The organism is Nocardioides euryhalodurans (assembly GCF_004564375.1).
Lineage (GTDB): Bacteria > Actinomycetota > Actinomycetes > Propionibacteriales > Nocardioidaceae > Nocardioides > Nocardioides euryhalodurans.
In genome coordinates, this window is sequence record NZ_CP038267.1 from 504,029 (window position 1) to 520,206 (window position 16,178).

Annotated in this window: 16 protein-coding genes; 4 read left to right on the forward strand and 12 right to left on the reverse strand. The window is 71.7% G+C overall.

The window, feature by feature from the left end:
- Positions 1 to 109: 109 nt before the first annotated feature.
- The 7 genes from gcvH to EXE57_RS02385 are packed head-to-tail and all read right to left on the reverse strand — an operon-like array spanning position 110 to position 5,563.
- On the reverse strand, positions 110 to 496 hold the full coding sequence (gene gcvH / locus EXE57_RS02355) for a glycine cleavage system protein GcvH (RefSeq protein WP_135073652.1): 387 nt from the start codon (positions 494 to 496) through the stop codon (positions 110 to 112).
- Positions 497 to 546: 50 nt separating this feature from the next.
- Complete coding sequence (locus tag EXE57_RS02360; protein WP_135073654.1) at positions 547 to 1,308, reverse strand: DUF881 domain-containing protein; 762 nt, start codon at positions 1,306 to 1,308, stop codon at positions 547 to 549.
- 3 nt (positions 1,309 to 1,311) lie between these two features.
- Positions 1,312 to 1,644 carry a small basic family protein gene (locus EXE57_RS02365; RefSeq protein ID WP_135073656.1) on the reverse strand — a complete coding sequence of 111 codons (333 nt, stop codon included), beginning with the start codon at positions 1,642 to 1,644 and terminating at the stop codon, positions 1,312 to 1,314.
- Positions 1,641 to 2,501: a DUF881 domain-containing protein gene (locus tag EXE57_RS02370; RefSeq protein ID WP_135073658.1), complete on the reverse strand. Its 861-nt coding sequence runs from the start codon at positions 2,499 to 2,501 to the stop codon at positions 1,641 to 1,643. The genes EXE57_RS02365 and EXE57_RS02370 overlap by 4 nt, the downstream gene beginning before the upstream one ends.
- Positions 2,494 to 3,114 (reverse strand): cardiolipin synthase ClsA, encoded by a 621-nt coding sequence (gene clsA / locus EXE57_RS02375; RefSeq protein WP_135073660.1) that lies wholly within the window; start codon positions 3,112 to 3,114, stop codon positions 2,494 to 2,496. Before clsA ends, EXE57_RS02370 begins: the two co-directional genes overlap by 8 nt.
- A 50-nt stretch (positions 3,115 to 3,164) precedes the next feature.
- Positions 3,165 to 4,214: a hemolysin family protein gene (locus tag EXE57_RS02380; RefSeq protein ID WP_135073662.1), complete on the reverse strand. Its 1,050-nt coding sequence runs from the start codon at positions 4,212 to 4,214 to the stop codon at positions 3,165 to 3,167.
- Positions 4,211 to 5,563: a hemolysin family protein gene (locus EXE57_RS02385; RefSeq protein ID WP_135073664.1), complete on the reverse strand. Its 1,353-nt coding sequence runs from the start codon at positions 5,561 to 5,563 to the stop codon at positions 4,211 to 4,213. The genes EXE57_RS02380 and EXE57_RS02385 overlap by 4 nt, the downstream gene beginning before the upstream one ends.
- A gap of 259 nt (positions 5,564 to 5,822) precedes the next feature.
- On the opposite strand from EXE57_RS02385, the gene EXE57_RS02390 reads away from it, so the two are divergent.
- The 3 genes from EXE57_RS02390 to EXE57_RS19570 all read left to right on the forward strand — a co-directional run bounded on the left by EXE57_RS02390 (position 5,823) and on the right by EXE57_RS19570 (position 8,994).
- Positions 5,823 to 7,388: a DUF1800 domain-containing protein gene (locus EXE57_RS02390; RefSeq protein ID WP_135073666.1), complete on the forward strand. Its 1,566-nt coding sequence runs from the start codon at positions 5,823 to 5,825 to the stop codon at positions 7,386 to 7,388.
- Between the two features lie 5 nt (positions 7,389 to 7,393).
- Positions 7,394 to 8,644 carry a DUF1501 domain-containing protein gene (locus tag EXE57_RS02395; protein ID WP_135073668.1) on the forward strand — a complete coding sequence of 417 codons (1,251 nt, stop codon included), beginning with the start codon at positions 7,394 to 7,396 and terminating at the stop codon, positions 8,642 to 8,644.
- A 194-nt stretch (positions 8,645 to 8,838) separates the two neighbouring features.
- Positions 8,839 to 8,994, forward strand: a complete 156-nt coding sequence (locus EXE57_RS19570) for a hypothetical protein (protein WP_167305791.1) — start codon at positions 8,839 to 8,841, stop codon at positions 8,992 to 8,994.
- Here EXE57_RS19570 and EXE57_RS02400 read toward each other — a convergent pair.
- The 4 genes from EXE57_RS02400 to EXE57_RS02415 form a co-directional block, all read right to left on the reverse strand.
- Positions 8,979 to 9,512 (reverse strand): potassium channel family protein, encoded by a 534-nt coding sequence (locus tag EXE57_RS02400; RefSeq protein ID WP_135073670.1) that lies wholly within the window; start codon positions 9,510 to 9,512, stop codon positions 8,979 to 8,981. The genes EXE57_RS19570 and EXE57_RS02400 overlap by 16 nt on opposite strands.
- Positions 9,509 to 10,984, reverse strand: coding sequence for a cardiolipin synthase (gene cls / locus EXE57_RS02405; RefSeq protein ID WP_135073672.1), 1,476 nt, complete (start codon positions 10,982 to 10,984; stop codon positions 9,509 to 9,511). The genes EXE57_RS02400 and cls overlap by 4 nt, the downstream gene beginning before the upstream one ends.
- Before the next feature lie 112 nt (positions 10,985 to 11,096).
- Complete coding sequence (locus tag EXE57_RS02410) at positions 11,097 to 11,603, reverse strand: hypothetical protein (RefSeq protein WP_135073674.1); 507 nt, start codon at positions 11,601 to 11,603, stop codon at positions 11,097 to 11,099.
- A gap of 9 nt (positions 11,604 to 11,612) precedes the next feature.
- Positions 11,613 to 13,220, reverse strand: a complete 1,608-nt coding sequence (locus EXE57_RS02415) for an MFS transporter (RefSeq protein ID WP_135073676.1) — start codon at positions 13,218 to 13,220, stop codon at positions 11,613 to 11,615.
- Positions 13,221 to 13,270: 50 nt separating this feature from the next.
- Here EXE57_RS02415 and EXE57_RS02420 point away from each other — a divergent pair, with 50 nt between their 5' ends.
- Positions 13,271 to 13,906, forward strand: coding sequence for a hypothetical protein (locus EXE57_RS02420; protein ID WP_244246958.1), 636 nt, complete (start codon positions 13,271 to 13,273; stop codon positions 13,904 to 13,906).
- Between the two features lie 60 nt (positions 13,907 to 13,966).
- Here the strand turns inward: EXE57_RS02420 and katG are convergent, their stop codons facing one another.
- The gene (gene katG, locus EXE57_RS02425; RefSeq protein ID WP_135080537.1) at positions 13,967 to 16,159 is read right to left on the reverse strand and encodes a catalase/peroxidase HPI; all 2,193 of its coding nucleotides are present in this window, start codon (positions 16,157 to 16,159) and stop codon (positions 13,967 to 13,969) included.
- Between the last annotated feature and the right edge of the window lie 19 nt (positions 16,160 to 16,178).

A 16,178-nucleotide genomic window follows, 5' to 3' on the forward strand; every position in this document is an offset into this window, starting at 1 on the left:
GTCCTCCCACGGTCTGGCACGTCTCGGGGCCTGAACCCTCACCGAAGGGTTGAGGTTGACGGTTGTCCCGAACCTATCAGCCCGGCAAGCCGGGGCAACGGCGTACGGGTCAGGATTCCAGCGTCGCCTGGTAGGCGGCTGCGTCGAGGAGCGCGTCGACGGCACCGGCGTCGGCCGGCAGCACCTCGAAGAGCCAGCCCTCGCCGTACGGGTCGCTGTTGACCAGCTCGGGAGTGGCGTCGAGGCCGTCGTTGCGGGCCACCACCTCACCGGCCAGCGGGGCGTAGATGTCGCTGACCGACTTGGTCGACTCGAGCTCACCGCAGGCAGAACCCTCGACCAGGGTCTCGCCCACCTCGGGCAGCGACACGTAGACGATGTCGCCCAGCGCGTCCTGCGCGTAGTGGGTGATACCGACCCGCACCGATCCCTCGGACTGGCCGGGGCTGCGGACCCACTCGTGCTCGGCGGTGTACTTCAGGTCGTCGGGGTACACGGTGTCTCCTCGGTGGCGGGAACGTGACGGCCGCAGGCTACCGCGACGGCCTACCGGGTGTCGGGCTGGGCGAACTCGAGCCGCTCCGGGTCGACCGTCGACTCGATGTCCAGCGAGTCGAGCTCCTCGACCTCGACCGTGGCGCCGTCGGCCTCGAGCTGGTCGATCGGACCGTCCGGGAACGTGAGCCCCCCGTGCAGGGTCGTCGGGTCGCCGATCACGTCGAGGACGTACGGCGGTTCGAGGAACGTGCCGTCGACGTACATCCCGCCCACGCCGTCCTCGAAGGAGGTCCGTGCGACCACCCGTACCTGCCCGTTGAACTGCATCGCCTCGGCGAAGGCAGTCCGCATCTCCTGGACCGTGTCGAGCATCGAGTCGATGTCGACCTGGCCGGTCTCCTCGGTGATGGTGACCCGGATGCCCGGCCCCGTCACCGGGACCACGCCGGCCAGGATCTGCAACGTCTCCGCCTCGCGGCGCGCCTGCTCCAGCGCTGCCTGCTCGGAGCTGGAGTCGTCGCGGAGCTCCTCACGGGTCGCCTCGAGCCGGGCGACCTCGGCCTCGGCGCGGCGGGTGGTGCCGGCGAGTCCGTTGAGGACGTCGATCAACGCCTGCTCCCGGTAGCCGGCGTAGGTGTCGTCGACGCCGTACGACGTCACCTGGGTCACCGCCGCGAAGCCGACGGCGGCCAGCAGCAGGCCGACCACGGTCTGCCTCCGCGACGGCTTGCGCAGGGCCTCGAGCAGCCGACGGCGACCGGTCTGGTCGGGTCGCTGGTCCGGGGCGGGGGGCGGCGTCTGGTCGGTCATGGCTCAGGCGTGGAAGAGGTGTCGTCGGATAGCGGCGACGTTGGAGAAGATCCGGATCCCGAGCACCACGATGACGCCGGTGGAGAGCTGGCCGCCGACACCGAGCTGGTCACCGAGGTAGACGATCGCGGCGGCGATCACGACGTTGCTCAGGAAGGAGACGACGAAGACCTTGTCGTCGAAGATCCCGTCGAGGTAGGCGCGCAGGCCACCGAAGACGGCGTCGAGCGCGGCGACGACGGCGATCGGGAGGTACGGCTCGAGACCGAGCGGGACGTCGGGCTGGAAGAACAACCCCAGCAGGATGCCGACGAGCAGCCCCAGGACGGCGATCACTGTGGTCCCTCCTCGATTCCGGGTGCGGCTTCCTCACCGGCGCGGCTGACCTGCCGCAACGGCCGCTGGCGGGCTGCCGGCAGCGTCAGCTGCTCCACATTCTGCATGCTGTAGACGAAACCCAGCTGATCGGCGAGCGAGAAGAACTCCGCGCCGTGGGTGGTGTTCAGCAGCTCGGCCTGCAGGGTCTGGGTGTCGCCGATCGCCCGCACGGTGTACGGCGGGCTCAGCGGCCGGGTGTTGACGTGGACGGCCGGGCCGGTGTTGCGGATCGAGCCGAGGTTGTTGAGCCGCTGGTCGTTGATCGCGATCGCCTCCGCCCCCGCCGCGAAGAGCCCGTCGACCAGGATCGCCAGGTCGGCGTCGGTCACCTGCTGCCGCTCGTCGCCGTTGGGGTTGCCGTCGACCACGATCCGCACGCCCTCGCCGGTGACGGGGGCGAAGCCCGCGCTCGCCTGCAGCCGCGTCAGCTGGGTCTCGGCCTGCTGCCGCGAGGCGGTCCGAGCGTCGACGTCGTCGGCGAGCTGCTGGTTCTCGCGGGTCAGGTCGGCGACCCGGTCCTGTTGCGAGCGCAGCAGCGCCCGCTCCTCCCCGATGCGGGCGATGAGCGTGGCCCGCCCGGCGTCCTCCACGGCCTCGTTGCGGGAGTTCTGCACGGCGGCGACGCTCACGAGGATGCCGAACGCCGCGATCACGGCGACCGCGATCGCGCGCACCTTGGGCGGGTCGGGCGGGATGCCGCTGCTCCCCTTGCGTTCGGCGACCTGTCGGTAGTCCTCCTCCAGCGCCTGCTGGGTCACGAGCGAGAGCAGCGGCGTCGTGACGTGGGGCGGGAGGTCGCGGGCAGGATCAGCCATCGGTGACCGCCCTGCGTGGGGTCGTCTGGAGCAGGCGGTGGACCTGCCAGGCGTAGAGGATCCCGGCCCACCAGTAGAGCCCGATCCCCCACACCGCGAACGCCCAGCCGAACACGTCGGCCAGGGTCGCCAGCACTCCCTCGCCGTCGCCGAGCAGCAGCAACGGGAAGGCGTAGAGGAGGTTGAACGTCGCCGCCTTGCCCAGGAAGTGGACCGGCAGCGCGCTGTAGCCGCGCGTCCGGAGGAACGGGACGAGGCCCCACAGCAAGGCGTCGCGCAGCGGCAGGATCAGCACCACCCACCACGGGACCACCTCCCGCAGGCCGAGGCCGATGACCACGGCGAGGATGTAGAGCCGGTCGGCCACGGGGTCGAGCACCTGGCCCAGCCGGGTGGTCTGCCCCCACCTCCGGGCCAGCCAGCCGTCGAGGTAGTCGGTGAACCCCGACACCATGAGGAGGGCGAGCGCCCACCCGTCGGCCTCGGGACCCAGGACCAGCCACAGGAAGACGGGCACGCCCGCGAGCCGGGCCATGCTGAGGACGTTGGGCAGGGTCCACACGCGGTCGCTGCGTGTCAGGTCGTCCGCCAACGTCGATGCCTGCAATTCCATGCCGGGAGCCATGCCGCGGCCACCCTATCCGGCGGTCGTGGACAGGTGGGTCAGGCGGGCTCGTCGTGGTGGGCCGCGTCGCGGATCTCGCCCACGAGCTCCTCGATCACGTCCTCGAGCGTGGCGATGCCGAGCACCTCCCCGTCCTCCCCCACGACGTTGGCCATGTGGGCGCCACGGTGCTGCAGTCGCTCGAGGGCGTCGTGGAGCGGGTCGCTGAGCCGCACCGGTGCGAAGGGCCGGATCCACTTGTCGTCGACCACCCGCTGCCGCAGCGACTCGTCGGTCTCGAGCACGTCCTTGATGTGGAGGTAGCCGAGCAGGTCGCCTGCCTCGGCCCGCACCGGGAAGCGGCTGTAGCCGGTGGCCGCGCACAGCGCCTCGACCTCCGCCACCGTCGACCCGCGACGCAGGGTCGCCAGCTCGGCCGTCGGCATCAGCACCCCGGCGACGGTCTTCTCGGTGAAGCCGAGCGCCCCGGCCAGGCGGTCGTACTCGTCGTCGCGCAGCAGGCCCTCGCCCCGCGACTCCTCGACGAGGGCGGCGACCTCCTCGCGGGTGTAGGCGGAGCTGATCTCGTCCTTCGGCTCCACCCGCATCAGGCGCAGGGTGGCGTTGGCGATCGCGTTGAGACCACGGATCACCGGGCTGAGCAGGGTGACGATGCCCATCATCGGGGGGCCGAGGATCAGCGCGGCCTGCTCCGGTCCGGCGATGGCGATGTTCTTGGGGACCATCTCCCCGAGGACGACGTGGAGGTAGACCACGATCGTCAGCGCGATCGCGAAGGCGATGGGGTGGAGGAACGCGTCGGGTACGCCGGCCCAGTGGAGCGCGGGCTCGAGCAGGTGGGCCACGGCGGGCTCGCCGACGGCACCGAGGCCCAGGGAGCAGATGGTGATCCCCAGCTGGGCGCCGGCCATCACGAGCGAGACGTTCTCCATCGCCCGCAGGGTGCTCTTCGCCATCCGCGAGCCCTCCTGGGCACGGGGCTCGATCTGGCTGCGCCGCGCGGAGATCAGGGCGAACTCGGCACCCACGAAGAAGGCGTTCGCCAGCAGCAGGAAGACGGCGAGCAGGATCGCGGTGGTGTCGCTCACGCCTGCTCCTCCTCACGCCCGTCGAGCAGCCGGAGCGCGACGCGGTCGACCCGCAGGCCGTCCATGTGGACCACGCTCAGCGTCGCGAGCTGCTTGCGGAGGTCCTCGGAGTCGGAGCGGTCAGGCACCTCGACCTCGGCGACGTCGCCGGACTCGGGGATCCGGCCGAGCGCCTGCAGCACCAGTCCGGCGATGGTGTCGTAGTCCTCGCCCTCGGGCAGCTCGATGCCGGTGAGGTCCTCGACCTCGTCGGGTCGCAGCAGCCCGGACAGCAGCCAGCTCCCGTCACGGCGCTGGCGGGCGCGCGCGCCGAGGCGGTCGTGCTCGTCGGAGATGTCGCCGACGATCTCCTCGATCACGTCCTCGAGCGTGACGATGCCGGCGTGGCCGCCGTACTCGTCGAGGACCACCGCCATCTGGAAGCCGTCCTCGCGCAGCAGGGCCAGCAGCGGGTCGAGGCGCATCGAGTCGGGGACGACGATCGGCTTGGCCATGATGTGCTTGATGCGGGTCGTCGCCCGCTCGGGCACGGGCAGCGCGACCGCGTGCTTGACGTGGACGGTCCCGACCACGGTGTCCTCGGCGTCGAGGACGGGGAACCGGGAGTGCCCGCTCTGCCGGGCCAGCTCGATCACCGCAGACGCGCGGTCGCCGGCCTCGACGGTGGTGGTCCTGACCCGGGGGGTCATGATCTCACCGGCGGTGCGGGTGCCGAACTCCACGGACCGCTCCATCAGCTCGGCGGTCTCGTGGTCGAGGGTGCCCTGGTCGGCCGAGCGCTGGATCAGCGAGGCCAGCTCGGTGGAGCTGCGCGCGGAGCGCAGCTCCTCCTGGGGCTCGACCCCGAGCCGGCGTACGAGGGCGTTGGCGGAGCCGTTGAGCAGCCGGATCGGCACCCGGTTGAGGGCCGTGAAGCCGCGCATGAACCCCTGGGTGGCGCGCGCGGTGGACATCGGCCGCGCGATCGCGAAGTTCTTGGGGACCAGCTCGCCGAAGAGCATCGTGAGCACCGTGCTCAGGGCGAGGGCCAGGCCGATCGACACCGGCCGTACGCCACCCTCCGGCAGGCCGATCGCCTCGAGCGGGCCGTCCACGAGCTCGGCGATGGCCGGCTCGGCGAGGAAGCCGATCGCGAGGTTCGTGACGGTGATGCCGACCTGGGCACCAGAGAGCTGGGTCGAGAGGGACTTGAGCGCCGACTGCACGCCGGCAGCCGCGCTGTCACCCGACGCGGCCTCCTGGTCGACCTGGTTGCGGTCGACGGTGACGAACGCGAACTCGGCGGCGACGAACATGCCGCACGCGAGCACCAGGAGCAGCGACGCTGCGAGCAGCAACCACTCGGTCACAGGACACACCCCCCGGTCAGGAGTGCGATGTCAGGCGTTCCGGATGAAAGGCGACTTTGAGAGCCGTCCATGGGGATGCGTCTGGTCCTTCGGGTTCGGGGTCGGGAAGGCCCCACTCTAGCCGCGCCACCCACCCGGGTCATTTCCATGGCCCGGGTGGGCCATCCTTCCCGGAAACGCCGCGCCCGTCCGGGTGGCTCACTACCGTGGCTCAGGTCGCGACAACCCCCCGGGTCGTGGCCTGATCAGGGAGACACAGATGACGGTCGCGCCCCCCACGACCTTCGAGCCGTCACGGCGTTCCGTGATCGGTACTGCCGGCGTCCTCGGCTCTGCAGCGGCCGTGGCGTCGGCAGTACCTGCCGCCGCTGCCACTTACCGGCCCGCCCGCTACCGCGGCAACCCGCTGCTCTCCGCCTCCGGGCGCCACCTCGTCGGGCGGTTCTCCTACGGGATCACCCCGGCGCTGGCGCGTCAGGTGCAGCAGCACGGTGGCCCCGCGAAGTGGTTCGAGTGGCAGCTCTCCCCCGGGAGGATCGCGGACCGGTCGGCCGATGCGGTGCTGGCGTGGTGGCCGGGGCTCGCGTTCGAGGGCCTCGAGTCGTGGCGGCGACAGATCTCCGGCGTGGAGCCGGGCTGGGTCCTCATGGGTCACTACCAGCGCTGGCTGCTGCTGCGGCGGATGCGGACGAACCGCCAGGTCCACGAGGTGATGACCGAGTTCTGGGAGCACCTCCTGCACGTCCCGGCCGTGGGCGACAACCAGTTCGTCTACCGCAAGCGGTACGGCGACACGATCCGCCGGCACGCGCTCGGCCGCTTCGACGAGATGCTCCAGGCGACCACCGTCGAGCCGTCGATGCTGCTCTTCCTCGACCAGGCGGTGTCGACCAAGGCCCACCCGAACGAGAACCTGGCTCGAGAGCTGCTGGAGCTGCACACCGTCGGCCGCGGGAACCACACCGAGGACGACGTCAAGAACGTCGCACGGATCCTCACCGGCTGGATGGTCGAGCGCAGCACCTGGGAACCCCACTACTCCAAGGCCGACCACTGGACCGGTCCGGTCAGGGTGCTGGACTTCTCGCACGCCAACGCCGCGTCGGACGGACGGGCGGTCACCACGGAGCTGCTCCGCTACCTGGCCCACCACCCGGCCACGGCGGCCAGGATCGCCCGGAGGCTCGCGGTGAAGTTCGTCTCCGACGACCCGCCGCAGGCGCTGGTGGACCGGCTCGCGGCGACGTACCTCGACCACGGCACCGCCATCGCGCCAGTGCTGCGCGCGCTCGTCGCGTCGGCGGAGTTCCGCGCCTCGGTCGGCCAGAAGGTCCGTGACCCCGGGGAGGACGTGGTGGCGACCTACCGCGTGCTCGGGGTCTCCATCCGCGCGCCGCGCACCGAGCAGAGCGCGGCCCACGCCGTGCTGTGGCAGATGGGCCGGCTCGGCACGCTGCCGATGTCGTGGCCCCGACCCGACGGCCAGCCGATCTCCTCGGCCGCCTGGTCCTCCCCCTCCAGGTTGCTGAACTCGATGCACCTGCACCTGAGCGTGGGCAGCGGGTGGTGGCCGGTCCAGGACGCCCGCCACCGCAAGCCGGCCGCCTGGGTCCCCCGGTTCCCGATGCGCTTCGACCTGCTGGTCGACCACCTGTCGCAGGTGCTGCTCCACCGGCGGTCGACCGCCACGTTGCTGCAGGCCTGCTGCGAGGCGGTGGAGGTGACCCCGCGGACCCGGATCACCAGGAGCCACCCCGTGGTCGCCTGGAAGATGAACCGGCTGATCGTGACCATCCTCGACTCCCCCGACCACTACACCCGGTGACCGCGATGACGCCTGATGCCTGCTGCCCCGAGTTCGCCGCCGTGTCGCGACGTGGTCTCTTCGCCGGGGCCGCGGCCCTGGTCGGCACGACGACGGCCTTCGGCTCCGCCGTCCTCACGGCCTCTGCCGCGCACGCGGCGTCGGCCGACGCGGTGCTCGTGGTCGTCTCACTCCGAGGCGCCGCGGACGGCATGTCCCTGGTCGTGCCGCACGGTGACCCCGTCTACTACCAGGCAAGGCCGCGGATCGCCGTGGACTCCGAGAAGCTGCTCGCCAAGGACGGCTTCTTCGGGTTGCACCCGGCCCTGGCACCCCTGCTGCCGTGGTGGATCAGCGGCGCCATGGCCGCCATCCACGCGACCGGTCTCCCGTCGCCCAACCGGTCGCACTTCTCGGCGATGGAGGAGGTCGAGGACGCCGATCCCGGCTCGTCGGCCCGGGTGGGCTGGCTGAACCGCCTCGTGGGTGCCGACGCGATCGACTCCCCCCTGCAGGCGTTCGGCGTCGGCAGCGGCACGCCCCCGGGCTCGCTGGTCGGCCCCGCGCCGTACCTCACCGGGGACTCCGTCGACGACGTCCGGGTGCCCGGTGCGGACCACGAGAGCTTCGCGCCCCAGCGGATGCGGTCACTCCACACGCTGTGGGACCGCAACGGGCACCCGCTCGCCGGCACCATGCGGTCGGTGTTCCGGGCCGACGCCGACTTCGCCCCGGTACGCCGCACCTCCCCCAACCCCGCCAACGGGGCGCGCTACGACGGGGACCTCGGCAAGGCGCTGCAGGCGGCCGCCCGGGTGGTCAAGGGGGACGTCGGGGTCCAGGTGCTGACCGTCGACCACGGCGACTGGGACCACCACACCGACATCGGCACGCTCTCGTGGGGCCAGATGCTGCGCCAGGCAGGGAACCTGGCCACCAACGTCGACGCGTTCCTGACCGACCTGGGGGCGCTCCGGGAGAAGGTGACGGTCGTCGTCCTGAGCGAGTTCGGGCGCCGTGTCAAGGAGAACGCCAACATGGGCCTCGACCACGGCTACGGGAACGTGATGTTCGTCCTCGGCGCCGGCGTCCGGGGCGGGCAGTTCTACGGCTCGTGGCCCGACCTGACCGCCGAGGTCGACTCGGACCTCACGGTGACCACCGACTACCGGGCGGTCCTCTGGGACATCGTGTCGGCGCGCTTCGCGGTGAGCCCGGCGGCCGTGTTCCCCCGGTTCACCCCCGCCGAGTCGCTCGGGTTCATGCGCAGCGGCTGACCGGCCGGGGCAAGGCATCACCCCTCGGGGTGAGGCGCGGCCCGCCGCGACCGGCGCACACTCTTCGGCACGGGGGGCCGCGGAGACGCCGATGCGCCTCGCCGGAGCCGTGGCTCCCCGACCATCGGCGCTTCCGTGGCTCGGCGCCCCGGATGTGCGAGAGTCCCCCTACCTACTCGGATCGGGGAATCGCCATGCTGGAGCTCGTCATCGTCTCGCTCGTCGTCGTCGGCCTCCTGGCGGCCTTCGCCCTCCAGGCGCGCAGCAAGCGCGCGGACCGCGTCCCCGCCGACGACCCGCGCGCCCAGCCCACCCGTCGCGACGACCGCTCCGGTTACGGCCCGGCCTGATCCTGCGGGGTGCCGCCGCCTCCTCCTTGGGCGTGGTGCCTGCGCTCGCTGAGCCGCTCCTTGGCCAGGTTCACCACCGCGGCGATGAACACGAGGTTGAAGACCATGTTCAGGGTCACGAAGCCACGCGCGACCTGTCCGGTGGCGTGGACGTCGCCGTACCCGACCGTCGCCACCGTCGCCGTGGCGAAGTAGAGGGCGTCGAGCCGCGTGGCGAGTCCGGAGAACTGGTCCGGGTCCCGGGTCTCGATGAGGAAGTACGCGAAGGAGAACGCCACCAGCGCGATCTCGAGGACCACCACGAGGTGCCACCCGCTGAGGCGCCGCTCCGACCCCCTCGCCTCCAGCGCGATCACCCGGACGACGGCGGCGAGCGCTCCCCCGCTGACCATCAGTCCTGTGAGCACGCCCAGGGGTGCCTCGTCGGGATCCACCGGCAGCACGAAGTAGAGGACGAGGACGGCCAGCGGGATCGCCAGCAGCCGCAGCCGCCGCCGGCGCGTCTCCTTCGCCGTCATTGGAGTCCCGCTGTCAGTCGCATCACCGTGTCGACGTACCGCGTGCGGCCCGGGCGCTGGGACCACTCCTCGAGCGTGAGCTCGCGGGAGAGCCTGCGGTAGGTGTCCTCGACCTCACGCATGGCGGTGACCACGTCCCGGCCGAGCATCATCAGGCTGATCTCGTAGTTGAGGGCGAACGAGCGCATGTCCATGTTGCTCGAGCCGAGGACGGCGACGTCGTCGTCGATCGTGAAGTGCTTGCTGTGCAGGATCCACGGGGACGGGTAGAGCCGGATCCGGACCCCGCTCTCCAGCAGCGCCCGGTAGTACGACGCCTGGGCGTGACCGACCATGAACTGGTCGGACTCCTCACTGACGAACAGCTCGACCTCGATCCCCCGCTGGGCGGCGGTCGTCACGGCGTAGAGGAGGGACTCGTCGGGGACGAAGTAGGGGCTGGTGAGCGAGATCCGTCGCTGCGCGGAGTAGATCAGGGTGGTGAAGAGCCGCAGGTTGTTCTCGGCGACGTAGCCCGGGCCGCTCGGCACCAGCTGGCAGGTGACGTCGTGCATGGCGCCCGACCTCGACTCCCCCACCGGCGCGGGCACGATCGCGACCGCCGTCGTCTCCCCCGTCTCGGTGTACCAGTCCTGGGCGAAGACGGCCTCCAGCGTGGCCACGACGGGCCCCTGGAGCCGCGCCATGAGCTCGACCCACTCCCGGCCGGCCGCGTGGTTCTTCGGTTTGTTGTAGCCCGGCTCCGTGAGGTTCTGCGAGCCGGTGAAGCCGATCCGGCCGTCGACGACCAGCAGCTTGCGGTGGTTGCGGAGGTCCGGTCTGCGGATGACGCCCTTCAGCGGCTTGATCGGGAGCATCGCGCGCCACTCGATCCTGGTGCCGTCCAGGCGCTTGAGCATCTCCTGGAAGCCGGGGATGCCCCGCGAGCCGAGGTGGTCGAAGAGCATCCGCACCCGGACCCCGCGCTCCGCCGCGTCCGCGAGCGCCGCGAAGAGCGGGTCGGTCGTGTCGTCCCAAGCGGTGATGTAGAACTCGACGTCGACGAAGGTCTCCGCGCCGTGGACGGCCTTGGTCATCGCCGCGATCGAGCCCCGGTAGTCCGGGAGCAGCTCGACGGTGTTGCCACCGACGAGGGGCATCGAGCCGAGCGTCCGGTTGAGGGCGACCACGGAGCCGACGTACGGCGGGAGCGTCGGGTCGAGCTCGTGGTCGGGCACGTGGTCGGTCCGCTCGCGGATCCTCGCCTTGGCCTGGTCCTGGCGGGCCTGACGGTGGCGATCGAGTCGGGGTGAGCCGAACAGCGCGAACCCGATCAGCCCGGCAGCCGTGTTGAGCAGCACGAGCAACAGCCAGGCCATGCCGGTCGACGGCTTGCGGTTCGCCGGGATCACCCCGAGCGCCACGACCTTGATCGCGATGCTGAGGGCGACGGCCAGCGCGCCCAGGAGCGCAGCCAGCGTCAGGCCGTCCATCCGCCACCGCCCGGGGTAGGGGTCGTCATGCGGGCCAGTATCCGGGTTCCCCGGCCCGCCGGGAATCACCTCCATCAGGTGAGCCGGGCGAGTCCCTGCCTGGTGGCGGCGGTCAGTGCAGCAGCGACTTGGCCACCACGACGAGCACCCCGAGCAACCCCGCGCCGAAGCCCTCGACGACGGCCGCCCGCTCCGGGCTCCCGGCCTGCCGGGCGCCGAGGTAGCCGGCGATGATCAGCAGCACGATGGTGACGCCGAGCGCGGTGTAGGCGGCCACCGAGACGTCGCGCACGAGGACGTAGGTCACGAGGTAGGCCGCGATGGTCGGGACGCCGCCCTTGAGCACGCTGGCCTTGTGTCCCGCGGCGTGGACGAGCCGGCGGACCAGGCCCCGGCTGTCACCGTCGAACCGCACGGACAGGGCGTGGACGTACAGGTCGGCCAGCCAGTAGATGGCCAGCACCACGCCGGTCCCGATCGCGACCCGTTGCGCCTGGTCGGTGTGCAGGCTGACGGTCGCCATCGCCGCGGCCGAGACGATGGCGCCGTAGATCATGCCCGCGGGGTCGGCCGCCGCTAGGCGTCGGGCAGCGGTGCTCGTACGGGACGAGGAGTGCACGGCCACAGCCTAGGCCCGTCCCGCGGGTTGGGTCGGCAGCAGACGGGTGAGGAAGAGGGCCAGGGCCGCCATCACGGCGAGCACTGCCAGGCTGAGTCGGAGCCCGGCGATGCGGGCGGACTCGTTGGTCTCGATCACCGCCTGTGCGGCCGCGTCGCTCACACCGGCCGCGTCCAGACCCTCCTGGAGGTCGGCGTTGGACACGAAGGGCACCCCGGAGGCCAGCTCGGTCTCGGCCTGGGCGACCACCTGGTCGGGCACGTCGGGGTTGTCCTGCACCCCTTGGAGGAAGCTGCTCGTCAGGGCGGCGATGAGCACCGACCCGGCCAGGGCGGTGCCCAGCGACGCGCCGAGGTTGGTGCTCGTGTTCTGCAGGCCGCCGACCTCGCCGGTCTCCTCGTCCGGGACCGAGGAGACGGTGACCGCGCCGAGCTGCGAGGCGAGGGCACCGACGCCGAGACCGGCCAGCAGCAGCGGGACGGTCACCGCCTCGGGGCCGACACCGACCTCGAGGGCGGCGATCAGGCTGACGATGCCGGCGAGGAGCGCGGCGAGCCCGAGCGCGACCACCCGACGCGGGGAGGCCTCCGGCCACAGCTTCGGGATGCCGACGGCGGCGATCAGCAGGGTGACCGACAGCGGCAGCAGCCGTACGCCGGTCTCGAGGGCGGTGAGCCCCAGTGCCACCGACAGGAAGAGCGGCACCGTGAAGAAGAGCCCGGCCTGGATGAGGAACTGGAAGAAGAACATCACCAGTCCCCCGGTCAGCCGCGGGTTGGCGAACATCCGGGTCGCGACGAGGGGCTCGCGGCCCTGTGCGGTCACGTGGTCCTCCCAGCGCAGGAACAACCGGAGGACGACGAGGCCGGCGACCACCAGCGCCAGCGTCGGGGAGACCCCGAGGATGTCCGGCCCGCCCTCCTTCGGGCGGACCCAGCCCCACTCCCCCGACCGCAGCACGCCGTAGACCACGAGACCGAGGCCCAGGGCCGAGAGCACCACCCCGACGTAGTCGATGCCGAAGGACTCCTCGGGCTCGACGTCACGGACCTTGCGGGCCAGCAGCAGGATCGCACCGACGAGGACGACCTCGCCCACGAAGACCAGGCGCCAGGTCCAGAAGGTCGTCACGGCGCCGCCGATCAGCGGACCGGCGGCCACCGCGATCGCGCCGGCCGACGCCACCAGGCCGTACGCCTTGGGCCGCTCCTCCGCCGGGAAGTTCGCCGCCACGAGGGCGACGATGGCCGGCATGATGAGCGCCGCGCCGATGCCCTCGAGGAACGACCAGCCGATGATGAGGACCGTCAGGCTCGGCGCGAGCGCGGTCGTCAGCGAACCGGACGCATAGATCACGCACCCGATCGAGAACGCCTTGCGCCGCCCGATGAGGGTGCCGATCTTGCCGCCGGTGATCATCAGGGTCGCCATGACGAGGGTGTAGAGCGTGATCGCGGTCTGCACGCCGGTGACCGTGGTCCCGACGTCCTCGGCCACCTGGGCGATGGACACGTTCATGACCGAGCTGTCCAGCGTCATCAGGAACTGTCCCGAGGCCAGCGTCAGCAGCACGAGGCCCGCCGACGTGGCCGTCGCGGCCGACCTCTCGTGCGCCATGGTGTCCCCATCGTGGCGGTCCGCACCGCCCGCGACCTCACCCGCTTCGGGTGGGGGGCCGCACCATCGGCACGTCCTACGCTCGGTGGATAGCAACGGCCACCGAGCCCTCGGTCCTCCTCTTCTGGCTGCCGCTGGGAGCGGGCGGTCATGTCGTACGCCTCAACGGGCTGGCCTTCGAGGCGGTCGACGCCGCAGTCCACCACCGCCGTCGGCAACCCCTGTTCCACGCGGCCCTGGAGGTGCGGCTCGAGGGGCACCGGCACGCCATCGAGCAGGGTCCCGTCTGGGGCACGACGGATCCGGACCGCGGCGTCGCCTGCGAGGGCCCCGTGGGCAGTCGGTGGCTCGGACGTAGCCGCCTGTTCCGCTACGAGGTGCGCTGCTGGCGCGACGGGGTGATCCCCGACGTGGCCGAGGCGGTGGGCGGTCCCCGTCACCTGGGCACCGACAGGACCCGCGCCGCCCACCTGCTCGACCTGGTGCCCGACGTCCCCCGGGCCACCTGGGGTCGCGACGAGCAACGGGCAGGCGAGATGTGGAGCTCCAACTCCGTGGTCGCCTGGCTGCTGGCCCGCAGCGGGCACGACGTGCAGGGGATCGCGCCCCCGACCGGGGGACGGGCACCCGGGTGGCACGCCGGGCTCGTGGTCGCCGCCCGCCACGACCCGGAGCCCACCCGGTGACCGCGGACGCGAACGGGCGGCCGCACCCCCGGAGGAGTGCAGCCGCCCGTGCGGTCGGCGTCAGACCAGGTCGAAGCGGTCGAGGTCCATGACCTTCGACCACGCCCGGACGAAGTCGGCGACGAACTTGTCGCCGGCGTCGTCGCTCGCGTAGACCTCCGCGACCGCCCGTAGCTCCGAGTTCGAGCCGAACACCAGGTCGTTGCGGGTCCCGGTCCACCGGACGTCGCCGGTGGCGGCGTCGCGGCCCTCGAAGACGTCCCGGGCCTCCGAGGTGGCGTGCCAGGTGGTCCCGATGTCGAGCAGGTTGCGGAAGAAGTCGTTGGTCAGCGACCCCACCCTCTCCGTCAGCACGCCGTGGGTGGAGCCGCCCTGGTTGGCGCCGAGCACGCGCAGGCCGCCCACGAGGACGGTCATCTCGGGTGCGCTGAGCGTCAGCAGGTTGGCCCGGTCGACGAGGAGGTACTCCGCCGGGAGCCGGTGGCCCTTGCCGAGGAAGTTGCGGAACCCGTCGGCGGTCGGCTCCAGGGAGGAGAACGACTCGACGTCGGTCTGCTCCTGGGACGCGTCCGTACGTCCGGGCGTGAACGGCACCGTCACGTCGTGACCGGCCTCGCGGGCCGCTTTCTCGACCGCGGCGCAGCCCCCCAGGACGACGAGGTCGGCGAACGAGACCCGGACGCCTCCCGACTGCCCCTCGTTGAACTCCGACCGGATGCCCTCGAGGGTGCGGACCACCGTCGCGAGCTGGTCGGGGTCGTTGGCCTCCCAGCCCGACTGCGGCTCGAGCCGGATCCGGCCGCCGTTGGCGCCGCCGCGCTTGTCGCTGCCCCGGAAGGACGATGCCGCGCCCCAGGCGGCGGAGACGAGCTGAGCGACCGTGAGCCCGGACCCGAGGATCGTCTCCTTGAGCGCGGCGACCTCGGCCTCACCGACCAGCGCGTGGTCCAGCGCCGGCACGCGGTCCTGCCACAGCAGCTCCTCCTGCGGCACCTCGGGCCCGAGGTAGCGCTGGATGGGCCCCATGTCGCGGTGGGTCAGCTTGAACCACGCACGGGCGAAGGCGTCGGCGAACTCGGCGGGGTTCTCGTGGAACCGCCGGGAGATCTGCTCGTACGTCGGGTCCATGCGCAGCGAGAGGTCGGTCGTCAGCATGGTGGGCCGGCGCGGCGGGTCGCCCTGCTCAGGGCCGGGAACCGTCGCCTCGGCGTCCTTGGCGACCCACTGCCAGGCACCGGCGGGGCTCTTCTCGAGCTCCCACTCGTGGCCGAAGAGGTGGTCGAAGAAGCCGTTGGACCACCGCGTGGGGGTGTCGGTCCAGGTCACCTCGAGGCCGCTGGTGATCGCGTCACGGCCCTTGCCGCTGCCGTAGGTGTTGCGCCAGCCGAAGCCCATCTCCGCCAGGTCGGCGCCCTCCGGCTCCGGACCGACGTACTGCTCGGGGTCGGCGGCACCATGGGTCTTGCCGAAGGTGTGGCCGCCGGCGATGAGGGCGACGGTCTCCTCGTCGTTCATCGCCATCCGGCGGAAGGTCTCCCGGATGTCGCGGGCCGCGGCCAGCGGGTCGGGCTCACCGTTGGGGCCCTCGGGGTTGACGTAGATCAGGCCCATCTGGACGGCGGCGAGCGGGCTCTCGAGCTCGCGGTCGCCGGTGTAGCGCTCGTCGCCGAGCCACTCCTGCTCCGGTCCCCAGTAGACGTCCTCGTCGGGCTCCCACACGTCGGCACGACCGCCGGCGAAGCCGAAGGTCTCGAAGCCCATCGACTCCAGGGCGACGTTGCCGGTCAGGACCATCAGGTCGGCCCACGAGATCGCCTGCCCGTACTTCTGCTTGACGGGCCACAGGAGGCGGCGCGCCTTGTCGAGGTTGCCGTTGTCGGGCCAGCTGTTCAGCGGGGCGAAGCGCTGCATGCCGGCGCCGGCGCCACCGCGGCCGTCCTCGATCCGGTACGTGCCGGCCGAGTGCCAGGCCATCCGGATGAAGAGCGGGCCGTAGTGGCCGAAGTCGGCGGGCCACCAGTCCTGCGAGGTCGTCATGACCTGCTCGATGTCGCGCTTGAGCTCCCCGAGGTCGACCGTGGCGAAGGCCTCGGCGTAGTCGAACTCCTCGCCCATCGGGTTGGCGACGGCCGGGTGCTTGCGAAGGATCTTGAGGTTGAGCTGGTTGGGCCACCAGCCCTGGTTGGTGGCGCCGCCCTCGGTGGGGTGCTTGCCGGCGGCCACGGGACAGCCCCCGGCCTCCTCGACGTTCATGTCCCCGACCTTGGCGTCG

Excerpts from the sequence above, each read along its gene's own strand:
- EXE57_RS02400 (WP_135073670.1), bottom strand. The coding sequence starts at position 9,512 with ATGACGGCGAAGGAGACGCGCCGGCGGCGGCTGCGGCTGCTGGCGATC.
- EXE57_RS02395 (WP_135073668.1), top strand. The coding sequence starts at position 7,394 with ATGACGCCTGATGCCTGCTGCCCCGAGTTCGCCGCCGTGTCGCGACGT.
- EXE57_RS02360 (WP_135073654.1), bottom strand. The coding sequence starts at position 1,308 with ATGACCGACCAGACGCCGCCCCCCGCCCCGGACCAGCGACCCGACCAG.
- clsA (WP_135073660.1), bottom strand. The coding sequence starts at position 3,114 with ATGGAATTGCAGGCATCGACGTTGGCGGACGACCTGACACGCAGCGAC.
- katG (WP_135080537.1), bottom strand. The coding sequence starts at position 16,159 with ATGAACGTCGAGGAGGCCGGGGGCTGTCCCGTGGCCGCCGGCAAGCAC.
- cls (WP_135073672.1), bottom strand. The coding sequence starts at position 10,984 with ATGGACGGCCTGACGCTGGCTGCGCTCCTGGGCGCGCTGGCCGTCGCC.
- EXE57_RS19570 (WP_167305791.1), top strand. The coding sequence starts at position 8,839 with ATGCTGGAGCTCGTCATCGTCTCGCTCGTCGTCGTCGGCCTCCTGGCG.
- EXE57_RS02390 (WP_135073666.1), top strand. The coding sequence starts at position 5,823 with ATGACGGTCGCGCCCCCCACGACCTTCGAGCCGTCACGGCGTTCCGTG.
- EXE57_RS02370 (WP_135073658.1), bottom strand. The coding sequence starts at position 2,501 with ATGGCTGATCCTGCCCGCGACCTCCCGCCCCACGTCACGACGCCGCTG.
- EXE57_RS02415 (WP_135073676.1), bottom strand. The coding sequence starts at position 13,220 with ATGGCGCACGAGAGGTCGGCCGCGACGGCCACGTCGGCGGGCCTCGTG.